Origin of the sequence: Stenotrophomonas hibiscicola ATCC 19867, from assembly GCF_000382065.1 — a bacterium.
GTDB lineage: Bacteria > Pseudomonadota > Gammaproteobacteria > Xanthomonadales > Xanthomonadaceae > Stenotrophomonas > Stenotrophomonas hibiscicola.
This window is the reverse complement of sequence record NZ_KB907501.1, coordinates 381678-397148: the sequence shown is the minus strand read 5'-3', so window position 1 is coordinate 397148 and position 15471 is coordinate 381678. Positions and strand designations below refer to the sequence as shown.

The following is a 15471-nucleotide window of genomic DNA, read 5'->3' as shown; positions in this document are numbered from 1 at the left end:
AATGTCGTCCAATGGCCAGCAGCTTATCGCAAGCAACTGAACAATGACCCTGTGGGTGCTCGGACTGAATCACCAGACCGCACCGGTGGAGCTGCGCGAGCGCGCGGCCTTCGCCGGTGAGGCGTTGCCGCGCGCGCTCGGTTCGCTGCGCGATACCCCGCAGATTGCCGAGGCGGTGCTGCTGTCCACCTGCAACCGCACCGAACTGTACGCCGTGGCCGAGTCGGCACAGGCGCTGGACCAGTGGCTGCGCAGCCAGGCCGGTGACCTGCAGGGCTATCTGTACCAGCATGCCGATGCCGAGGCCGTGCGCCACCTGTTCCGGGTCGCCACCGGGCTGGACTCGATGGTGCTGGGCGAACCGCAGATCCTCGGCCAGGTGAAGGACGCCTGGTCGACCGCGCGCGACCATGGCCTGCTCGGCCAGCGCCTGGACCGTCTGTTCCAGCAGACCTTCTCGGTGGCCAAGCGTGCGCGCACCGATACCCAGGTCGGTGCCAACCCGGTATCGGTGGCGTCGGCCGCGGTGCGCCTGGCGCAGAACGCGTTCGCCCGGCTGGACGACTCCACCGTGCTGCTGGTTGGTGCCGGCGAGACCATCGAACTGGCTGCACGGCACCTGAGTGAAGGCAAGGTACGGCGGCTGCTGATCGCCAACCGCACCCTGGCCCACGCGCAGGAACTGGCCAGCCGCCATGGCGGCGTGGCCCTGCCGCTGACCGAACTGGACCGCCACCTGGGCGAGGCCGACGTGGTGTTCTCGGCCACCGCCGCGCGCGAGCCGGTGATCCATCGCGAGATGGTGGCCAAGGCCCTGCGTGCACGCCGGCACAAGCCGATGCTGCTGTTCGACCTGGCCGTGCCGCGCGACATCGAAGCCGAGGTCGGCACGCTCAACGACGCCTTCCTCTACACCGTCGATGACCTGGAACGCGCGGTGGAAGACAACCGTCGTGGCCGCCGCGAGGCCGCTGCCGAGGCCGAGGCGATCATCGACCTGCAGGTATCGCGCTTCATCGAGACCCAGCAGGCCAGCGCCCACCAGGCACCACTGCGGCAGCTGCGCGCGTTCGGCGAAGCCACCCGTGCCGAGCTGCTGGAGCGCGCGCGCCAGCAGCTGGCCAACGGCAAGCCCGCCGACGAAGTGCTGGAACTGCTGGCCCACGGCCTGACCAACCGCCTGCTGCACCCGCCGACCGCCGCACTGCGCGCCGCCGCGCTGAGTGGCGATGCCGACCTGACCCGCGCCGCCGAGCGCCTGTTCCCGGCCACGCCGGGTTACCGCCACCCACCCGTGAGACCCGATGACGCCGACCCTGCGCCGTAAGCTGGAAGCGCTGGCCGAGCGCCGCGAAGAACTGGAACGCCTGCTCGCCGAACCCGATGTGGTCGCCGACAACACCCGTTTCCGCGACCTTTCGCGCGAATTCGCCCAACTTGAACCGGTTGCCACTGCACTGGCCGATGAAGCCCGTGCCAAGGCCGACCTGGCCGCCGCCGAAGGCATGCGCGCCGATCCCGATCTGCGCGAGCTGGCCGACGAGGAGATCGCCGCCGCGCAGGCGCGCCTGCAGGCGCTGGAGCAGGAGCTCGCATTGCTACTGGTGCCACGCGACCCGCGCGACGAAGGCAACCTGTTCCTGGAAGTGCGCGCCGGCACTGGCGGCGACGAAGCCGCGATCTTCGCCGGCGACCTGTTCCGCATGTACGCCCGCTATGCCGAGCGCCAGGGCTGGAAGGTCGAGATCGAATCGGACAGCCCGGGCGAGCACGGCGGCTACAAGGAGGTGGTGGCACGCGTGGTCGGCCGGGGAGCGTTCTCGCGGCTGAAGTTCGAATCGGGCACGCACCGCGTGCAGCGCGTGCCGGCCACCGAATCGCAGGGCCGCATCCACACCTCGGCGGCCACCGTGGCAATCATTCCGGAGGCCGACGAAGTCGATGACATCGTCATCAACCCCGCCGACCTGAAGGTGGATACGTTCCGCTCGTCCGGCGCCGGTGGCCAGCACGTCAACAAGACCGAGTCGGCGATCCGCATCACCCACCTGCCGACCGGCGTAGTGGTGGAATGCCAGACCGAACGCAGCCAGCACGCCAATCGCGACAAGGCGATGAAGCGCCTGAAGGCGCAGCTGCTCGATGCCGAACGCCAGCGCCAGGACGCGGCGCAGGCCGAATCGCGGCGCCTGCAGGTCGGCAGCGGCGACCGCAGCCAGCGCATCCGCACGTACAACTTCCCGCAGGGCCGGATCACCGACCACCGCGTGGAAGGCCTGACCCTGTACGACCTGCCCAACATCCTGGCCGGCGACCTCGACCCGCTGCTGCAGCGACTCAGCCACGAACACCAGGTCGACGCCCTGGCGCAGTTGTCGGCGGACTGATCACGATGACGGCCTGGCAGCAGCGACAGCACCTGCAGCAGGCGATCGCGCGCCAGCCCGGCGACTTCGTGGCCTGGGTGATGCTGGCCGACCTGGAACTGGAAGCCGGCGACATCGCTGCCGGCGAGCAGGCCGCACGACGCGCACTGCAACTGCGCCCCAACCACCCCGAAGCGCTGGCGCGGCTGGGCCGCGTGGCCTGGATGGCCGGCGCACATGGCGATGCAGCGAAGCTGCTGGGCCAGGCTTCGGCACTGGCCCCGCAGCACCCGGGCATCGCGTTGTGGCTGGGCCATGCGCTGGAAGATGCCGATGATGCCGAAGGGGCGGCGACGGCCTATCGCCGCGCGCATGCGCTGATGCCGGGCGAACCCTATATCGCCGCCCAGCGCCTGGCCTGGCAGCGCCGCCTGTGCGACTGGCAGGACGTGGACGCACTGGCCACACAAGTGCGTGGCGCACTGGCCAGCGGCCAAGGTGTGGTCGAACCGTTCGCGTTCCTCAGCGAGGATGCCACCGCAGCCGAACAGCTGGCCTGCGCGCGCGCGCGCGCCGCGGTGATTGCTTCGGGAGTGCGTCCCCTTCCCGCCACGAAGGTGCGCGGGCGCGGCCCCTTGCGGGTCGGCTTCCTGTCCAATGGCTTTGGCGCCCATCCCACCGGGCTGCTGACCGTGGCCCTGTTCGAGCAGTTGCGTCATGACCCGGCAGTGCAACTGCATCTGTTCGCGTTGAATCGTGATGACGGCAGCCGCATCCGCCAGCGGCTGCAGGCAGCGGCACAGCTGCATGATGTGGCTGGCCTGCGACATGCCGATACCGCCGCACGCATCCGCGCACAGGGCATCGACCTGCTGTTCGACCTGCGCGGATGGGGCGGCGGCGGCACGCCGGAGGTACTGGCGATGCGCCCTGCCCCGCTGCAGTTGAACTGGCTGGCTTACCCCGGCACGTCCGGGGCGCCGTGGATGGATGCCGTGATCGGCGACAGCTTCGTTTTGCCAGTTTCACTGGAGCCGCACTACAGCGAACGGGTGCTGCGCCTGCCGCGTGCCTTCCAGCCCTCGGACAACACCCGCATGCTGGAGCCGGCACCGTCCCGCGCCGAGTGCGGGTTGCCCGGAAACGGCGTCGTGTTCTGCTGCTTCAACAACAGCTACAAGCTCAACCCGCGCAGCATGGGCCGCGCCTTCGCAGTGCTGCAGGCGGTGCCCGGCAGCGTGCTGTGGCTGCTGTCCGGCCCCGGCCATGCCGACGCCCGCCTGCGCAGCGCCGCACAGGCCGCTGGCCTGGACCCAACGCGGCTGGTGTTCATGGCCAAACTGCCGCATCCGCAGTATCTGGCCCGCTATCAGCTGGCCGACCTGTTCCTCGACACGCATCCGTACAACGCCCACACCACCGCGTCCGACGCGCTGTGGGCCGGCTGCCCGGTGCTGACCTGCCCCGGCGACACGTTCGCCGCGCGCGTGGCCGGCAGCCTCAACCACCATCTGGGACTGGCGCGGATGAATGTCGCCGACGATGCGGCGTTCATCACCACCGCCAGCGCGCTGGGCAATGACCCGGCGGCGCTGGCCGCGTTGCGCGCTGAACTGGCACAGGCGCGCGAGCGCAGCGGGCTGTTCGACATGGGCGGGTTTGCCCGCGATCTGTCAGCGTTGGTGCAGCAACTGGCACGTGAGAACGGCTGGACGGGCGCAGCAGGGTAAGCGCGACCAGGTAGCGTCGACATCGCCTGGGCAGCCCTTGCGCTACGCTCGTGCTTCCTCCCCGCGGGTGTGACGATGGCCAAGCTCAAGCGCAAGGACTACGACGAACTGCTGCTGCCTTTGCAGCTGGAACTGACCGCCATGGCGCGCTGGGTGCAGCACAGCGGGCAACGCCTGCTGGTGCTGTTTGAAGGGCGCGACACGGCGGGCAAGGGCGGCGCGATCCAGGCCATCAGCCAGCACCTCAACCCGCGCCAGTGCCGCGTGGTGGCACTCCCCAAGCCCACCGACCGCGAAGCCACGCAGTGGTACTTCCAGCGCTACGCCTCGCACTTGCCCGCCGCCGGCGAGATCGTGCTGATGGACCGCAGCTGGTACAACCGCGCAGGCGTCGAACGGGTCATGGGCTACTGCAGCGAGACCGAGTACCAGCAGTTCCTGCGCCAGGCGCCGGTGTTCGAACAGCTGCTGGTGGATGACGGCATCCTGCTGTTCAAGTACTGGCTGTGCGTGGACCAGGAGCAGCAGGAGAAGCGCTTCGCCGAGCGCCACCTCGATCCGCTGAAGGGCTGGAAGCTGTCCCCGGTGGACCTGAAATCGCGCAGCAAGTACAGCGCCTATACCGAAGCCCGCGAGGCGATGCTGCGCGCGACGCATCGCGAGGCGGCGCCGTGGACGCTGGTGGATTTCAACGACCAGCGGCTGGGCCGGCTGACGCTGGTGCGCAACCTGCTGGACCGGTTGCCCGATACGCGGGTGGATGCACCGTTGCCCGAGCTGCCGAAGCTGAAGGGCAAGCTGCATCGCGAGCACTACGATGTGCTGAAGCCGATCGAGGACTTCCCGGTCGAGGAATAGGGTGGGTCGGCAGGGCCTGCGGCCCTGCACCTGCTCAAGCAACGGCAACAGCAACAGCCAGAGCGGGATTTCCGTGGAATGGCGGGGCGGTGTCGGAGTGCGGGGACGCCGCAAGTACGTCCTTGTAGGCTTGGCAGCCGCATCCATGCGGCTGACACCCCGCACTCCGGCACCGCCCCACCTCTGACAGATTCCGGCGATCTGGTAGATCCACGCCATGCGTGGATGAATCTCCATTGAAATCGAATATTTCGACAATTGAACGAAGAGCACCCACGCATGGCGTGGATCTACGTGTCGACCAGGGTCGACATCCACCAAGAGCAGGGCATGCATTCCGACAGCTCGCGGAGAACTGTCGAAGGCGGGGTGGGTCCGGTGGCGGGGGCGTGAGCCGCATGGATGCGGCGACCGAGCTTACATGGACGTACTTGCAGCGCCCCCGGCCACCGGACCCACCCCGCCTACCCACAGGAAACCCCGCTTGGGCTGTTGCTGTTGCTTCGGCTGTTGCTGTTGCTGTTGCTGCCGGCCAGCGGCCAGCACTACCGCGGGTGCAGGGCCGCAGGCCCTGCCGCCCAACCCCATTACCTGGCAGCCGCGATCTGCTTTTCGATGTCGGCGGCGGTCACCGGGCCAAGGAACGTGTGCGCCAGCTTGCCCTGCGGATCCAGCAGGTGCGTCAACGGCAAGCCGCGTGGCGTGGCGAAGTCCGCCGGCGGATCGAACGGGTCCACGATCACGATCGGATAGGTCACCGGATGCTTGGTCAGGAACGACTGCATCTCCGGCACCTCGATGTCTTCATAGGCCAGGCCGACCACTTCGATGTTGCTGCGCATCGCATGCAGCGCCGACAGCTCGGGCATCTCCTTGCGGCACGGGGCACACCAGGTCGCCCAGAAGTTCACCACCACCCACTTGCCGCGATGCGCGGCCAGGTCGTAGTCGCTGCCGTCCACCGCCTTCATCTTCAGCGTCGGGAACTCGGCGGTGGTACGTTCGGCCGGGGTCTCCTCCACCGCTGCGGGGGTGGCCGGGGTCGGTGCCTGTGCCGGTGGCTGGCTGCTGGCGGGGGTGGGCTCCTGGGCCGGCTTGCAGGCCGACAGCGCCAGCAACAGTGCCAGCGGCAGCAGCAACGGGGTCTTGCGGGTCATGGCATGTCTCCGGAATCGGTGTAGATATCGCTGACCTTGCGCTTCAGGCGTTCACGCAGGGGCAGTCGCAGATCGTCCAGCGCCGCCAATGCGGCACGTCCCAGGCTGTCATCACGATACGGCAGGTGCTGCTCGGCCACCGGGATGCGCAGCTGGGTGCATTCGTAAAGATCGGCCAGGCTGACTTGGTCCAGATCGCGCGACAGCAGCCACTCGCCGCGCTCATCGCGACGCAGCAGGTCGATGTCCTGCAGATTGCAGATCAGGTCCTGCAGCAGTGAATCGGTCAGCATCGGCTCCAGCCGCAGGATCTCGTCATCGGCCAGGCCCTTGCCCTTCGCCCGTGCATGCTGGAAGCGGCCGAGCAGGCGAAGCAGTCCATAGAACTCATACCCCTGCGGCAGGCGCAGTTCCACCGGCTGGTAGCGGAAGGCCGCCATCGACGAAGACAATGATGCGCCGAGCAGCACCGCCACCCAGCACAGGTAGATCCACAGCAGCAGGATCGGCACGAAGGCCACCGTGCCATACAGCTTCTGGTAGGACTGGAAGCTGCCCAGATAGGCCCCGATTCCCCACTTCACCAGCTCCAGGATCACCGCCGCCAGAATCGCGCCGGGTATCGCGTGCCGCCACTTCACGGTGTGGTGCGGCACCACCCGGAACATCAGCGTGATGCAGACGAACTCGATCAGGATCGGCGCCAGCCGCAGGGCCAGTTCGGCCAGCCAACGGCCCTCCTGGGTACCGAACAACGGCAACGCGAACACCCGCGCCGACACCGCCAGCGACGCAGCGGCGAGCATCGCGCCCAGGGTCAGCACGGTCCAGTAGACCAGGAAGCGGGTCAGCTTGGGCCGGGTGGAGCCAACCCGCCAGATCTGGTTGAAGGTCTCTTCCACGCTGTTGAGGGTGATCAGCAGCGATACCACCAGCGCGATGAAGCCGGCGGCGGTGAGCTGGCCGGCGCTGGCCGAGAACTGCCGCAGGTAGCCCTCGGCCGCGCGCGCGGCGTTGGGCACGAAGTTGGAGAAGACGTAGTCGCTGAGCTGGTCGCTCCAGCGGTCGAAAACGGGGAAGGCCGAGAGCACGCCGAACACCACGATGGCCAGCGGCACCAGCGCGAACACCGTGGTGTAGGCCAGCGCCGCCGCTGCCTGGAACAGGCGGTCGTCGAGGAAGCGATGCCACAGGAAGCGGCCGAAACTGATGGCCCGTGCGCGATCCCGCGCGCGCTCCATCCACAGGTTGAGCGTATCCAAAGGTTCCATCGGCGAAAGGGTACCCGATGCGGAATGCTGGCAGGATAGCCATACTGGTGGCCACACGACGAGGAGAAGCGGGCACGATGGGCGAGATTCTGGTGCTGTACTACAGCCGGGGCGGTTCGGTGGCACGGCTGGCGCGCCAGATCGCGCGGGGCGTCGGCGAAGTGCCTGGCATGAACGCGCGCCTGCGCACGGTGCCGCCGGTGGCTGCGGTGACCCAGACCGCACAGCCGCCGGTGCCCGACGATGGCGCCCCCTACGTGAGCGTGCAGGACCTGGCCGAATGCCAGGGCCTGCTGCTCGGCAGCCCGACCCGCTTCGGCAACATGGCCGCGCCGGTGAAGCATTTCCTCGACGGGCTCGGCGCCGAATGGGTCAACGGCACCCTGTCGGGCAAGCCGGCCGGGGTGTTCACCTCGACTGCTTCGATGCATGGCGGCCAGGAATCGACCCTGCTGTCGATGCAGGTACCACTGCTGCACCATGGCTGCGTGATCGTCGGCATCCCGTTCACCGAGCCGGCGCTGAGCCACACCACCAGTGGCGGCACGCCGTATGGCGCCAGCCACGTGGCCGGTGCCGCCGACGACCCGCAGCCGACCGACGATGAAGCCGTGCTTGCGCGCGCGCTTGGCCGCCGGGTGGCCGACATCGCGCAGCGTTTGGCCCGATGAGCACCGGGCAGCGCACGGTCCTGCTGCTGGCCCTGATGGGGCTGGCTGCGCTGTTCGCCGGCTGGTTCATCAATGACAAGCACTGGCTGGCCACCCAGCTGGTGTTTACCGCGCCACCGCTCGCGCTGGCCATTGCGCTGCGCCTGGGCTGGCGCAGGACGGGTTTCTGGGCCTCGGTGCTGGCCCTGGGCTGGTTCAGCCACGGCGTGATGAGCGCCTGGAGCCACCCGCAGACGCGCTGGCTGGCGCTGATCGAAATCACACTGGCCCTGCTGGTGATCTTCAGCGCCAGCCTGCCAGGGCTGCGCGCCCGCTTCGGCAAGCGACGCTGACGCTGCGCCCGCCGGGCCGTATCATCTGTGCTCCCGGCCCCGCGCCGCTGCACCTGTCCTGGTTTCGCGCATGCACATGATGGAAGAGCTCCTGGTCGTCACCACCGGTGGCACGATCGACAAGATCTACTTCGACGACAAGTCGGACTACCAGATCGGCGATCCGCAGATCGGCATGATCCTGCGCGAGCTGGGCGTGACGTTCCGCTTCAACGTGATTCCGATCCTGCGCAAGGATTCGCTGCACATCAACGATGAGGACCGCGAGCTGATCCGCGCCACCATCGCCGCGCAGCCGACCCGGCACGTGCTGGTGACCCACGGCACCGACTCGATGGTGCAGACCGGCAAGGTGCTGGCGACGATCCCGGACAAGACCATCGTGATGACCGGTGCACTGAGCCCGGCACGCTTCCGCGGCTCGGATGCGGAGTTCAACATCGGCTGTGCGATCGGTGCGGTGCAGTCGCTGCCGAGCGGCGTGTACATCGCGATGAACGGGCGGATCTTCGACCCGCAGCACGTGCGCAAGAACGTGGCCGCGAACCGCTTCGAATCGGTCTGAGGAACAGCGTGCCGACCAAGGTCGGCACCCACCATGGCGCGGCGGCACGTACCACCGCCGGCCCCATGCAAGAACGCCCCGGCCTGGGCCGGGGCGTGCCCATGGAGAGGGACTTGGGCTCAGTACTGGGCGTTGAGGGTCACGCCCGAGAAAGTGCTGTACGCCTTCACCCGCACATACCAGGTACCGGCGGCCGGACTGTTCACCGTGCAGGTCTCGCTGTTGCCGCTCAGGTACGGACGGCAGGTGTACACCGTGTCGGTCGGCGCGCTGCCCTGGCGGATGTAGAGGTCGGCGTCACCGGTGCCGCCGCTGATCGCCACGCGCAGCTGGCTGCTGCCGGCCGGGACATTGACGGTGTAGCTGAGCGATGAACCACTGCTGGCCGACAGGCCGGTGACCGGCACATTGTTCTGCAGGACGTTGCCGCCCGGATTCGGAGTGCCGCCCCCGTTGATGGCCGCGGACACCGCAGCGTTGGCGTCGATGATGCCGGCACCGCAGCCACCCGAGCATGACCCCGGCAGCGGGCGTGCGGTGCTCTTGATGATGCTCTCGACCTGCGCCGGGCTAAGCGGGCTTGGCGCGACCGATTGCATCAGCGCAACCACGCCGGCCACATGCGGCGCCGCCATCGAGGTGCCGTTGTACGACGCGTAGCTGGCGCTGCCCGGCGTGGTGGTGCCGGTGTTGAGCGTGGACAGGATGCTCTGGCCCGGTGCCGAGATGTCGATGCCGGTGCCGTAGTTGGAGAAGCTGGCACGCGCACCGGCCGAGGTTGTGGCCGCCACGGCAATCACGTTCGGGCAGTTGGCCGGCACCGACGAGGACACGTTGGTGTTGCTGTTGCCGGCGGCGACCACCACGGTGGTGCCACGGCCGACAGCGCCATTGATCGCATTCTGGTAGGTGGTGGAGCAACTGCCGCCACCACCCAGCGAGAGGTTGATGACTTCAGCCGGGTTGGCATTGGCCGGCACGCCACTGACGGTGCCGCCGGAGGCCCATACGATCGCGTCGGCGATGTCGGAGGTGTAACCGCCGCACTTGCCGAGCACGCGCACCGGCACAACCTTGGCGTTGAACGCGGTACCGGCCACGCCGGTGCTGTTGTTGGTCACTGCCGCCACGGTGCCGGCGACGTGGGTACCGTGCCAGCTGGAGTTGGAGGCCGGGATGCCCGAGCCGCACTCGTTGGCGCCGTACCAGTCGCCTTCATCGTTCGGGTTGTTGTCGCGACCGCCACCATCGCGCGCCATCGCGGCGTCGCTGATGAAGTCGTAGCCGGGCAGGATGTTGGCGTTGAGATCGGGGTGGTTGGTGATGCCGGTGTCGATCACCGCCACGACCACGCCGGTGCCGGTCGACTTGTCCCAGGCCGGCTGCACGTTGATCGACGCATTGGAGGTACCGAAGCCCCACTGTTCGCTGAAGCGGGTGTCGTTCGGGGTCAGCGTCGCGCGCATGATCTGGTCGACTTCGACGTACTCCACGTTCGGATCGGCGGCCAGCTTGCGCATCAGCAACTCCGATTCAGCCTGGTCGAGCGGGCGATCGGTCCTGACCAGGGTCGGGCCGACGGCCAGCTTGCGGACCTGCTGCAGGCCCAGTGCGCGGCCCTGGCTGCTGGCCAGGCCGGCGGCGGCATTCTTCAGTGAAGAGGCCAGTGCGGTGGTGTTGGCCACCGGCGCGCTGCCGTCGCGGTACTTCACGATGAAACGCTGGTGGGTCGGCGCGGACTGCAGGCCGCTGAGCTGGACATCGCCGGCCAGCGCAGGCGTGGCCAGCAGCAGCGATGACAGAACGGACGCACCAAGGACCACCCACACTCGACGCACACGCGGTTGCGTTACCTGGGACATCGTATTTCCCTTTCTTGTGGTGTGAATGCCGGAATCGGCAGAAGCACCGGCCCGAACCCTGGGCTGGCTTGCATTGGCGAGGTTCGAAGTCCGGCGAGCCAGCGGATCCCCCTAACGATCCGCCGTGCAGATGACGCTAATGGCCGAAACCGGACACCACAAGATTTTCAGCGTCTTTTCAGCTAGATGAAATGTTCGTTCTGAGACTTTTCGGGTCAAGGGTTTGTGAAGGTGAAGGAACTTTCTCGCGTCCTGCACAGACCTGACTGGGCCATCACATGTCCCGGAATGACTTTGCCGACATCGGCGTCCGCCGATCCGGGGTCAGATGCCTTTTCACGCGGAAAGGGATCTGACCCCTTGGCCTGAAATGCAGAAAGCCCGTCGCGGGGACGGGCTTTCCAGAAGCGCAGCCGGGCGCGGGCCCGGCTCTACGATTCGATGTGGGCGATCAGCCCAGCTTGACCAGCCAGTTGTGGCGGTCCGGCAGGCGGCCGTACTGGATGTCGGTCAGTTCCTTGCGCAGCGACATGGTCACTTCGCCGGCCGGGGCGTTGATGTCGCCCACCGAGAAGCCCTCGCCCTTCAGCTGGCCGATCGGGGTGACCACCGCGGCGGTGCCACAGGCAAACACTTCGCTGATCGCACCGGAGGCGACGCCGTCCTTCCACTCGTCGATGCTGACCTTGCGTTCTTCGACCTTCATGCCGCGGTCGCGGGCCAGCTGCAGGATGCTCTCGCGGGTGATGCCCTCGAGGATGCTGCCCGACAGTTCCGGGGTGACCAGCGTGCCGTCCTTGTAGACCAGGAACACGTTCATGCCGCCCAGTTCTTCCAGGTACTTGCCTTCGACCGGGTCGAGGAACAGCACCTGCGAGCAGCCCTGTGCCTGCGCCTTCTGCTGCGGCAGCAGCGAGGCGGCGTAGTTGCCACCGCACTTGGCAGCACCGGTGCCGCCCTTGGCCGCACGCGCGTATTCGGTGGACAGCCAGATCGACACCGGGGCAACGCCCTTGGCGAAGTACGGGCCGGCCGGGCTGGCGATGACGTAGTAGCCGGCCTTGTGCGCACCGCGCACGCCGAGGAAGGCTTCATCGCCGATCATGAACGGGCGGAAGTACAGGCTCGACTCGTCGGCCGACGGCACCCAGTCGCCGTCGACGGCGATCAGCTGCTTCAGCGATTCGACAAAGATCTCCACCGGTAGTTCCGGCAGCGCCAGGCGCTGCGCCGAACGCTGCAGGCGACGGCCGTTGGCATCCGGGCGGAAGGTCCAGATCGAGCCGTCAGCATGGCGGTAGGCCTTGATGCCTTCGAAGATCTCCTGGCCGTAGTGCAGCACGGCCGCGGCCGGGTCCAGCTGCAGCGGACCGTAGGCACGCACGTTGGCGTTGTGCCAGCCGGTGTCCTTGTCCCAGCGTACTTCCACCATGTGGTCGGTGAAGTGCAGGCCGAAGCCCGGCTTCTCCAGGATCTTGGCGCGCTCTTCAGCGCTGCGCGGGTGGTCCGAACGGGTGACGGCGAAGCTGGGAATGGACTGGGACACCGGAGATTTCCTGTTCTGGTTGCGGGTATTGCCGGGCCCGCGTCACTGCGGGCCGTGGGTCAAAGCATGCCGGTCTCGAGCCGGGCCGCCTCGGACATCATGTGCTGGTTCCACGGCGGGTCGAACACCAGGTCGACGTCGGCCTCGGCCACCGTCGGGATCATTTCGAGTTTGCTGCGCACGTCGTCGACCAGGATCTCGCCCATGCCGCAACCCGGTGCGGTCAGGGTCATCTTCACATCGATCTCGCGCTTGCCTTCGTCCAGGTGCTTGATCTCGACCTCGTAGACCAGGCCCAGTTCGACGATGTTCACCGGAATTTCGGGGTCGAAGCAGGTGCGCAGCTGCTGCCATACCAGCTGTTCCACCTGTTCATCGGTGGCGTCGGCCGGCAGTTCCAGCGGTGCCGGCGCTTCCTTGCCGATGGCGTCGCCGTCCTTGCCGGCGATGCGGAACAGGTTGCCCTCGACGAACACCGAATAACTGCCGCCCAGCGCCTGGGTGATGTACCCATAGCTGCCGGCGGGCAGGGTCACGGTGTCGCCCTGCGGGACCATCACGGCCTCGCAATCGCGTTCGAAGTGGACAGGTTCGCTGCTACGGGAATACATGGGGACCGATATGGGGCCGTGGCCGGGGCCACGCAAGACGGCATTCTAGCCCAGCCGCCCTGCCGCCGCCGGTGCACTGCGGCAAACCACAGTATCCTGTGGGTGATCTTCAGGGAGCTTCGATGTCCTCCAATGCCGCGCGTGCCAGGACCGTGACCTGGCTCTGGCCCATCATGCTGTTGCTGGGCCTGCTTGTTGCTCCCCTCGCCTGGATGGTGCTGGCGCTGATGACCGGCCGGCAGGTCGGCTGGATGGCGGTTGTGACCGCCCTGGAACTGGTGTTCATGCTGCGCATGGGTACGCTGGGCCCGGGCCGGCTGCGCATTGCACTGGTCGTGCTGGGCACCCTGCTGGTGACCGCCGTCGCCAATTGGACCATCGCCAGCGCCTGGATGGGCGGCTCGATCGGGCTGGACCTGTGGGACGCGACCCTGCGGATGGGCCCGCACCTGGCCTGGACCCTGATCGCCCTCGCCAATGGCGCGGTGGAATGGCTGTGGCTGGCGCTGGGCGTGGCCGTGGGCGCCTGGCTGGCGCGCTGACCGCGCAGATCCACGTCACGCGTGGATGAGGGTAGCGCCGGGCCATGCCCGGCGAGCGCAGCGGTCCGCACGAAACGCCGCCGGGCATGGCCCGGCGCTACCGGTACGGCCTCAATGCCCGCCGTCGAGCGCCTTCAACTCGCTGACCAGCGAGGCTGCCGCTTCGGCACCATCGCCGTACAGCATGCGGGCGTTGTCGGCGTAGAACAGCGCATTCTCGATGCCCGCAAAACCAGTGCCCTTGCCGCGCTTGATCACCACCACGTTGCGCGCATTGACCACGTCCAGCACCGGCATGCCGTAGATCGGGCTGGCCGGGTCGGTGCGTGCCACCGGATTGACCACGTCGTTGGCACCAATCACCAGCACCACGTCGGTGTTGGCGAACTCCGGGTTGATGTCGTCCATGTCGGCGATCAGGTCGTAGGGCACACCCGCTTCGGCCAGCAGCACGTTCATGTGCCCGGGCATGCGCCCGGCCACCGGATGGATGGCGAACTTCACCTTCACCCCGCGCTGGCCCAGCCGCTGCGCCAGCTCCCAGATCTTGTGCTGGGCCTGCGCCACGGCCATGCCGTAACCAGGCACGATCACCACGCGTTCTGCGTAGGCCATCATCGCCGCGACATCCGACGCTTCAATCGGCTTCTGCGCACCGCTGATCGCCTGCGCTTCCCCGCCGGCGCCACCACCGAAGTTGGAGAACAACACATTGCGGATCGGCCGGTTCATCGCCTTGGCCATCAGCCGGGTCAGCAGGATGCCGGCGGCGCCGACCATCATGCCCGCGATGATCAATGCCTCGTTGCCCAGCACGTAGCCTTCGAACGACACCGCCAGGCCGGTGAACGCGTTGTACAGCGAGATCACCACCGGCATGTCGGCGCCACCGATAGGCAGCGTCATCAGCACGCCCAGCGCCAGCGCCAGTACGAAGAAGGCGATGATCGCCCAGGTGCTGAGCGTGCTGGCGGCGATGATCGCCAGCACCACCACGGCCAGCGCCACCAGCAGGTTCATCACCTGCTGGCCGGGCCAGGTCACGCGCTTGTCCAGGCGCCCATCCAGCTTGGCCCAGGCAATCACCGAACCGGACAGCGACACGGCACCGATCGCCGCGCCGACCACCGCCAGCAGCAGCACCGTGCCCGACGGCTGGCGCGCGGCCAGGTCGGCCAGCGCCTGCGCGCTCCAGTGGCGGGTATCGCGATGGGCCAGGAAGGCGTAGCGCAGCAGTTCCACCGCACCGATCGCCGCCGCCGAGCCACCGCCCATGCCGTTGTACAGCGCCACCATCTGCGGCATGTCGGTGATGGCGACCTTGCCGGCCGACCACCAGGCCAGGCCGGCGCCGAGCAGCAGCGCCACCAGGATCAGCGGCACGTTGTGCAGTTCGGGGAGCAAGAAGGTCGCCACCGTGGCCAGCAGCATGCCCAGCCCGGCCCAGCGGATGCCGCTGCGCGCGGTCAGCGGCGAGGCCATGCGCTGAAGGCCCAGAAGGAACAGCGTGGCGGCAGCGAGGTAACTGGCCTTGACCAGCCAATCGAGCAGTTCGACGGTGCTGATGTTCAAGCCTGCGGCTCCTTCGGTTCGTCCTGGCCCCCCTTGGGCGCGCTCGGCTTGAACATTTCCAGCATGCGCGCGGTGACCACGTAGCCACCGGCGGCGTTGCCGGCACCGAGCACCACGGCGAGGAAGCCCAGGGCTTTCTCCAGCGGCGTCTGCGCATGCCCCAGCACCACCATCGCGCCGATCAGCACGATGCCGTGGATGAAGTTGGAGCCCGACATCAGCGGGGTATGCAGGATCACCGGCACCCGCGAAATGATCACGTGGCCGGCGATGGCCGCCAGCATGAAGATGTACAGCGCCACGAACCCGTCACTCACTGGCAACGCTCCTGCTCTGTCTTCGTCGTCCCATCATAACCATGGGCTGAACCCCGCGTGCACCCGGCGTC

15 protein-coding genes are annotated in these 15471 nt (G+C 67.7%); 8 read left to right on the top strand and 7 right to left on the bottom strand.

Features of this window, described 5'->3' with window-relative positions; translation table 11 throughout:
- The first annotated feature begins 43 nt into the window (after positions 1-43).
- The 4 genes from hemA (at position 44) to ppk2 (ending at position 4954) form a co-directional block, all read left to right on the top strand.
- Positions 44-1327: a glutamyl-tRNA reductase gene (gene hemA, locus G370_RS0113980; RefSeq protein WP_019661163.1), complete on the top strand. Its 1284-nt coding sequence runs from the start codon at positions 44-46 to the stop codon at positions 1325-1327.
- Complete coding sequence (prfA, locus tag G370_RS0113975) at positions 1305-2387, top strand: peptide chain release factor 1 (RefSeq protein ID WP_019661162.1); 1083 nt, start codon at positions 1305-1307, stop codon at positions 2385-2387. Before hemA ends, prfA begins: the two co-directional genes overlap by 23 nt.
- 5 nt (positions 2388-2392) lie before the next feature.
- Positions 2393-4096, top strand: coding sequence for an O-linked N-acetylglucosamine transferase, SPINDLY family protein (locus tag G370_RS0113970; protein WP_019661161.1), 1704 nt, complete (start codon positions 2393-2395; stop codon positions 4094-4096).
- 75 nt (positions 4097-4171) lie between these two features.
- On the top strand, positions 4172-4954 hold the full coding sequence (ppk2, locus tag G370_RS0113965) for a polyphosphate kinase 2 (RefSeq protein ID WP_019661160.1): 783 nt from the start codon (positions 4172-4174) through the stop codon (positions 4952-4954).
- 587 nt (positions 4955-5541) lie between these two features.
- Here ppk2 and G370_RS0113955 read toward each other — a convergent pair.
- Both G370_RS0113955 and G370_RS0113950 read right to left on the bottom strand, forming a co-directional pair.
- Complete coding sequence (locus G370_RS0113955; protein WP_019661158.1) at positions 5542-6111, bottom strand: TlpA family protein disulfide reductase; 570 nt, start codon at positions 6109-6111, stop codon at positions 5542-5544.
- Positions 6108-7382 carry a YihY family inner membrane protein gene (locus tag G370_RS0113950; protein ID WP_019661157.1) on the bottom strand — a complete coding sequence of 425 codons (1275 nt, stop codon included), beginning with the start codon at positions 7380-7382 and terminating at the stop codon, positions 6108-6110. The genes G370_RS0113955 and G370_RS0113950 overlap by 4 nt, the downstream gene beginning before the upstream one ends.
- A gap of 77 nt (positions 7383-7459) precedes the next feature.
- Between G370_RS0113950 and wrbA the strand changes: the two genes are divergently transcribed.
- The 3 genes from wrbA (at position 7460) to G370_RS0113935 (ending at position 8950) form a co-directional block, all read left to right on the top strand.
- Positions 7460-8053 (top strand): NAD(P)H:quinone oxidoreductase, encoded by a 594-nt coding sequence (wrbA, locus tag G370_RS0113945; RefSeq protein ID WP_019661156.1) that lies wholly within the window; start codon positions 7460-7462, stop codon positions 8051-8053.
- Positions 8050-8385 (top strand): DUF2069 domain-containing protein, encoded by a 336-nt coding sequence (locus G370_RS0113940; RefSeq protein WP_019661155.1) that lies wholly within the window; start codon positions 8050-8052, stop codon positions 8383-8385. The genes wrbA and G370_RS0113940 overlap by 4 nt, the downstream gene beginning before the upstream one ends.
- A gap of 79 nt (positions 8386-8464) precedes the next feature.
- A complete protein-coding gene (locus G370_RS0113935; RefSeq protein ID WP_010481766.1) occupies positions 8465-8950 on the top strand; it encodes an asparaginase domain-containing protein in 486 nt (161 codons plus the stop codon).
- Between the two features lie 119 nt (positions 8951-9069).
- Here the strand turns inward: G370_RS0113935 and G370_RS0113930 are convergent, their stop codons facing one another.
- The 3 genes from G370_RS0113930 to sufT form a co-directional block, all read right to left on the bottom strand.
- Complete coding sequence (locus tag G370_RS0113930) at positions 9070-10812, bottom strand: S8 family peptidase (RefSeq protein ID WP_019661154.1); 1743 nt, start codon at positions 10810-10812, stop codon at positions 9070-9072.
- Between the two features lie 451 nt (positions 10813-11263).
- Positions 11264-12358, bottom strand: coding sequence for a branched-chain amino acid aminotransferase (locus G370_RS0113925; protein WP_019661153.1), 1095 nt, complete (start codon positions 12356-12358; stop codon positions 11264-11266).
- Positions 12359-12417: 59 nt separating this feature from the next.
- A complete protein-coding gene (sufT, locus tag G370_RS0113920) occupies positions 12418-12969 on the bottom strand; it encodes a putative Fe-S cluster assembly protein SufT (protein ID WP_005415385.1) in 552 nt (183 codons plus the stop codon).
- A 122-nt stretch (positions 12970-13091) separates the two neighbouring features.
- Between sufT and G370_RS0113915 the strand changes: the two genes are divergently transcribed.
- Entirely contained in the window at positions 13092-13511 is a 420-nt protein-coding gene (locus G370_RS0113915; RefSeq protein ID WP_019661152.1) for a hypothetical protein, read from the top strand.
- 111 nt (positions 13512-13622) lie between these two features.
- Here G370_RS0113915 and G370_RS0113910 read toward each other — a convergent pair whose 3' ends face one another.
- Together G370_RS0113910 and G370_RS0113905 are read right to left on the bottom strand one after the other, a co-directional pair.
- On the bottom strand, positions 13623-15083 hold the full coding sequence (locus tag G370_RS0113910) for an NAD(P)(+) transhydrogenase (Re/Si-specific) subunit beta (RefSeq protein ID WP_019661151.1): 1461 nt from the start codon (positions 15081-15083) through the stop codon (positions 13623-13625).
- Positions 15080-15400 (bottom strand): NAD(P) transhydrogenase subunit alpha part 2, encoded by a 321-nt coding sequence (locus G370_RS0113905; RefSeq protein WP_019661150.1) that lies wholly within the window; start codon positions 15398-15400, stop codon positions 15080-15082. The genes G370_RS0113910 and G370_RS0113905 overlap by 4 nt, the downstream gene beginning before the upstream one ends.
- Between the last annotated feature and the right edge of the window lie 71 nt (positions 15401-15471).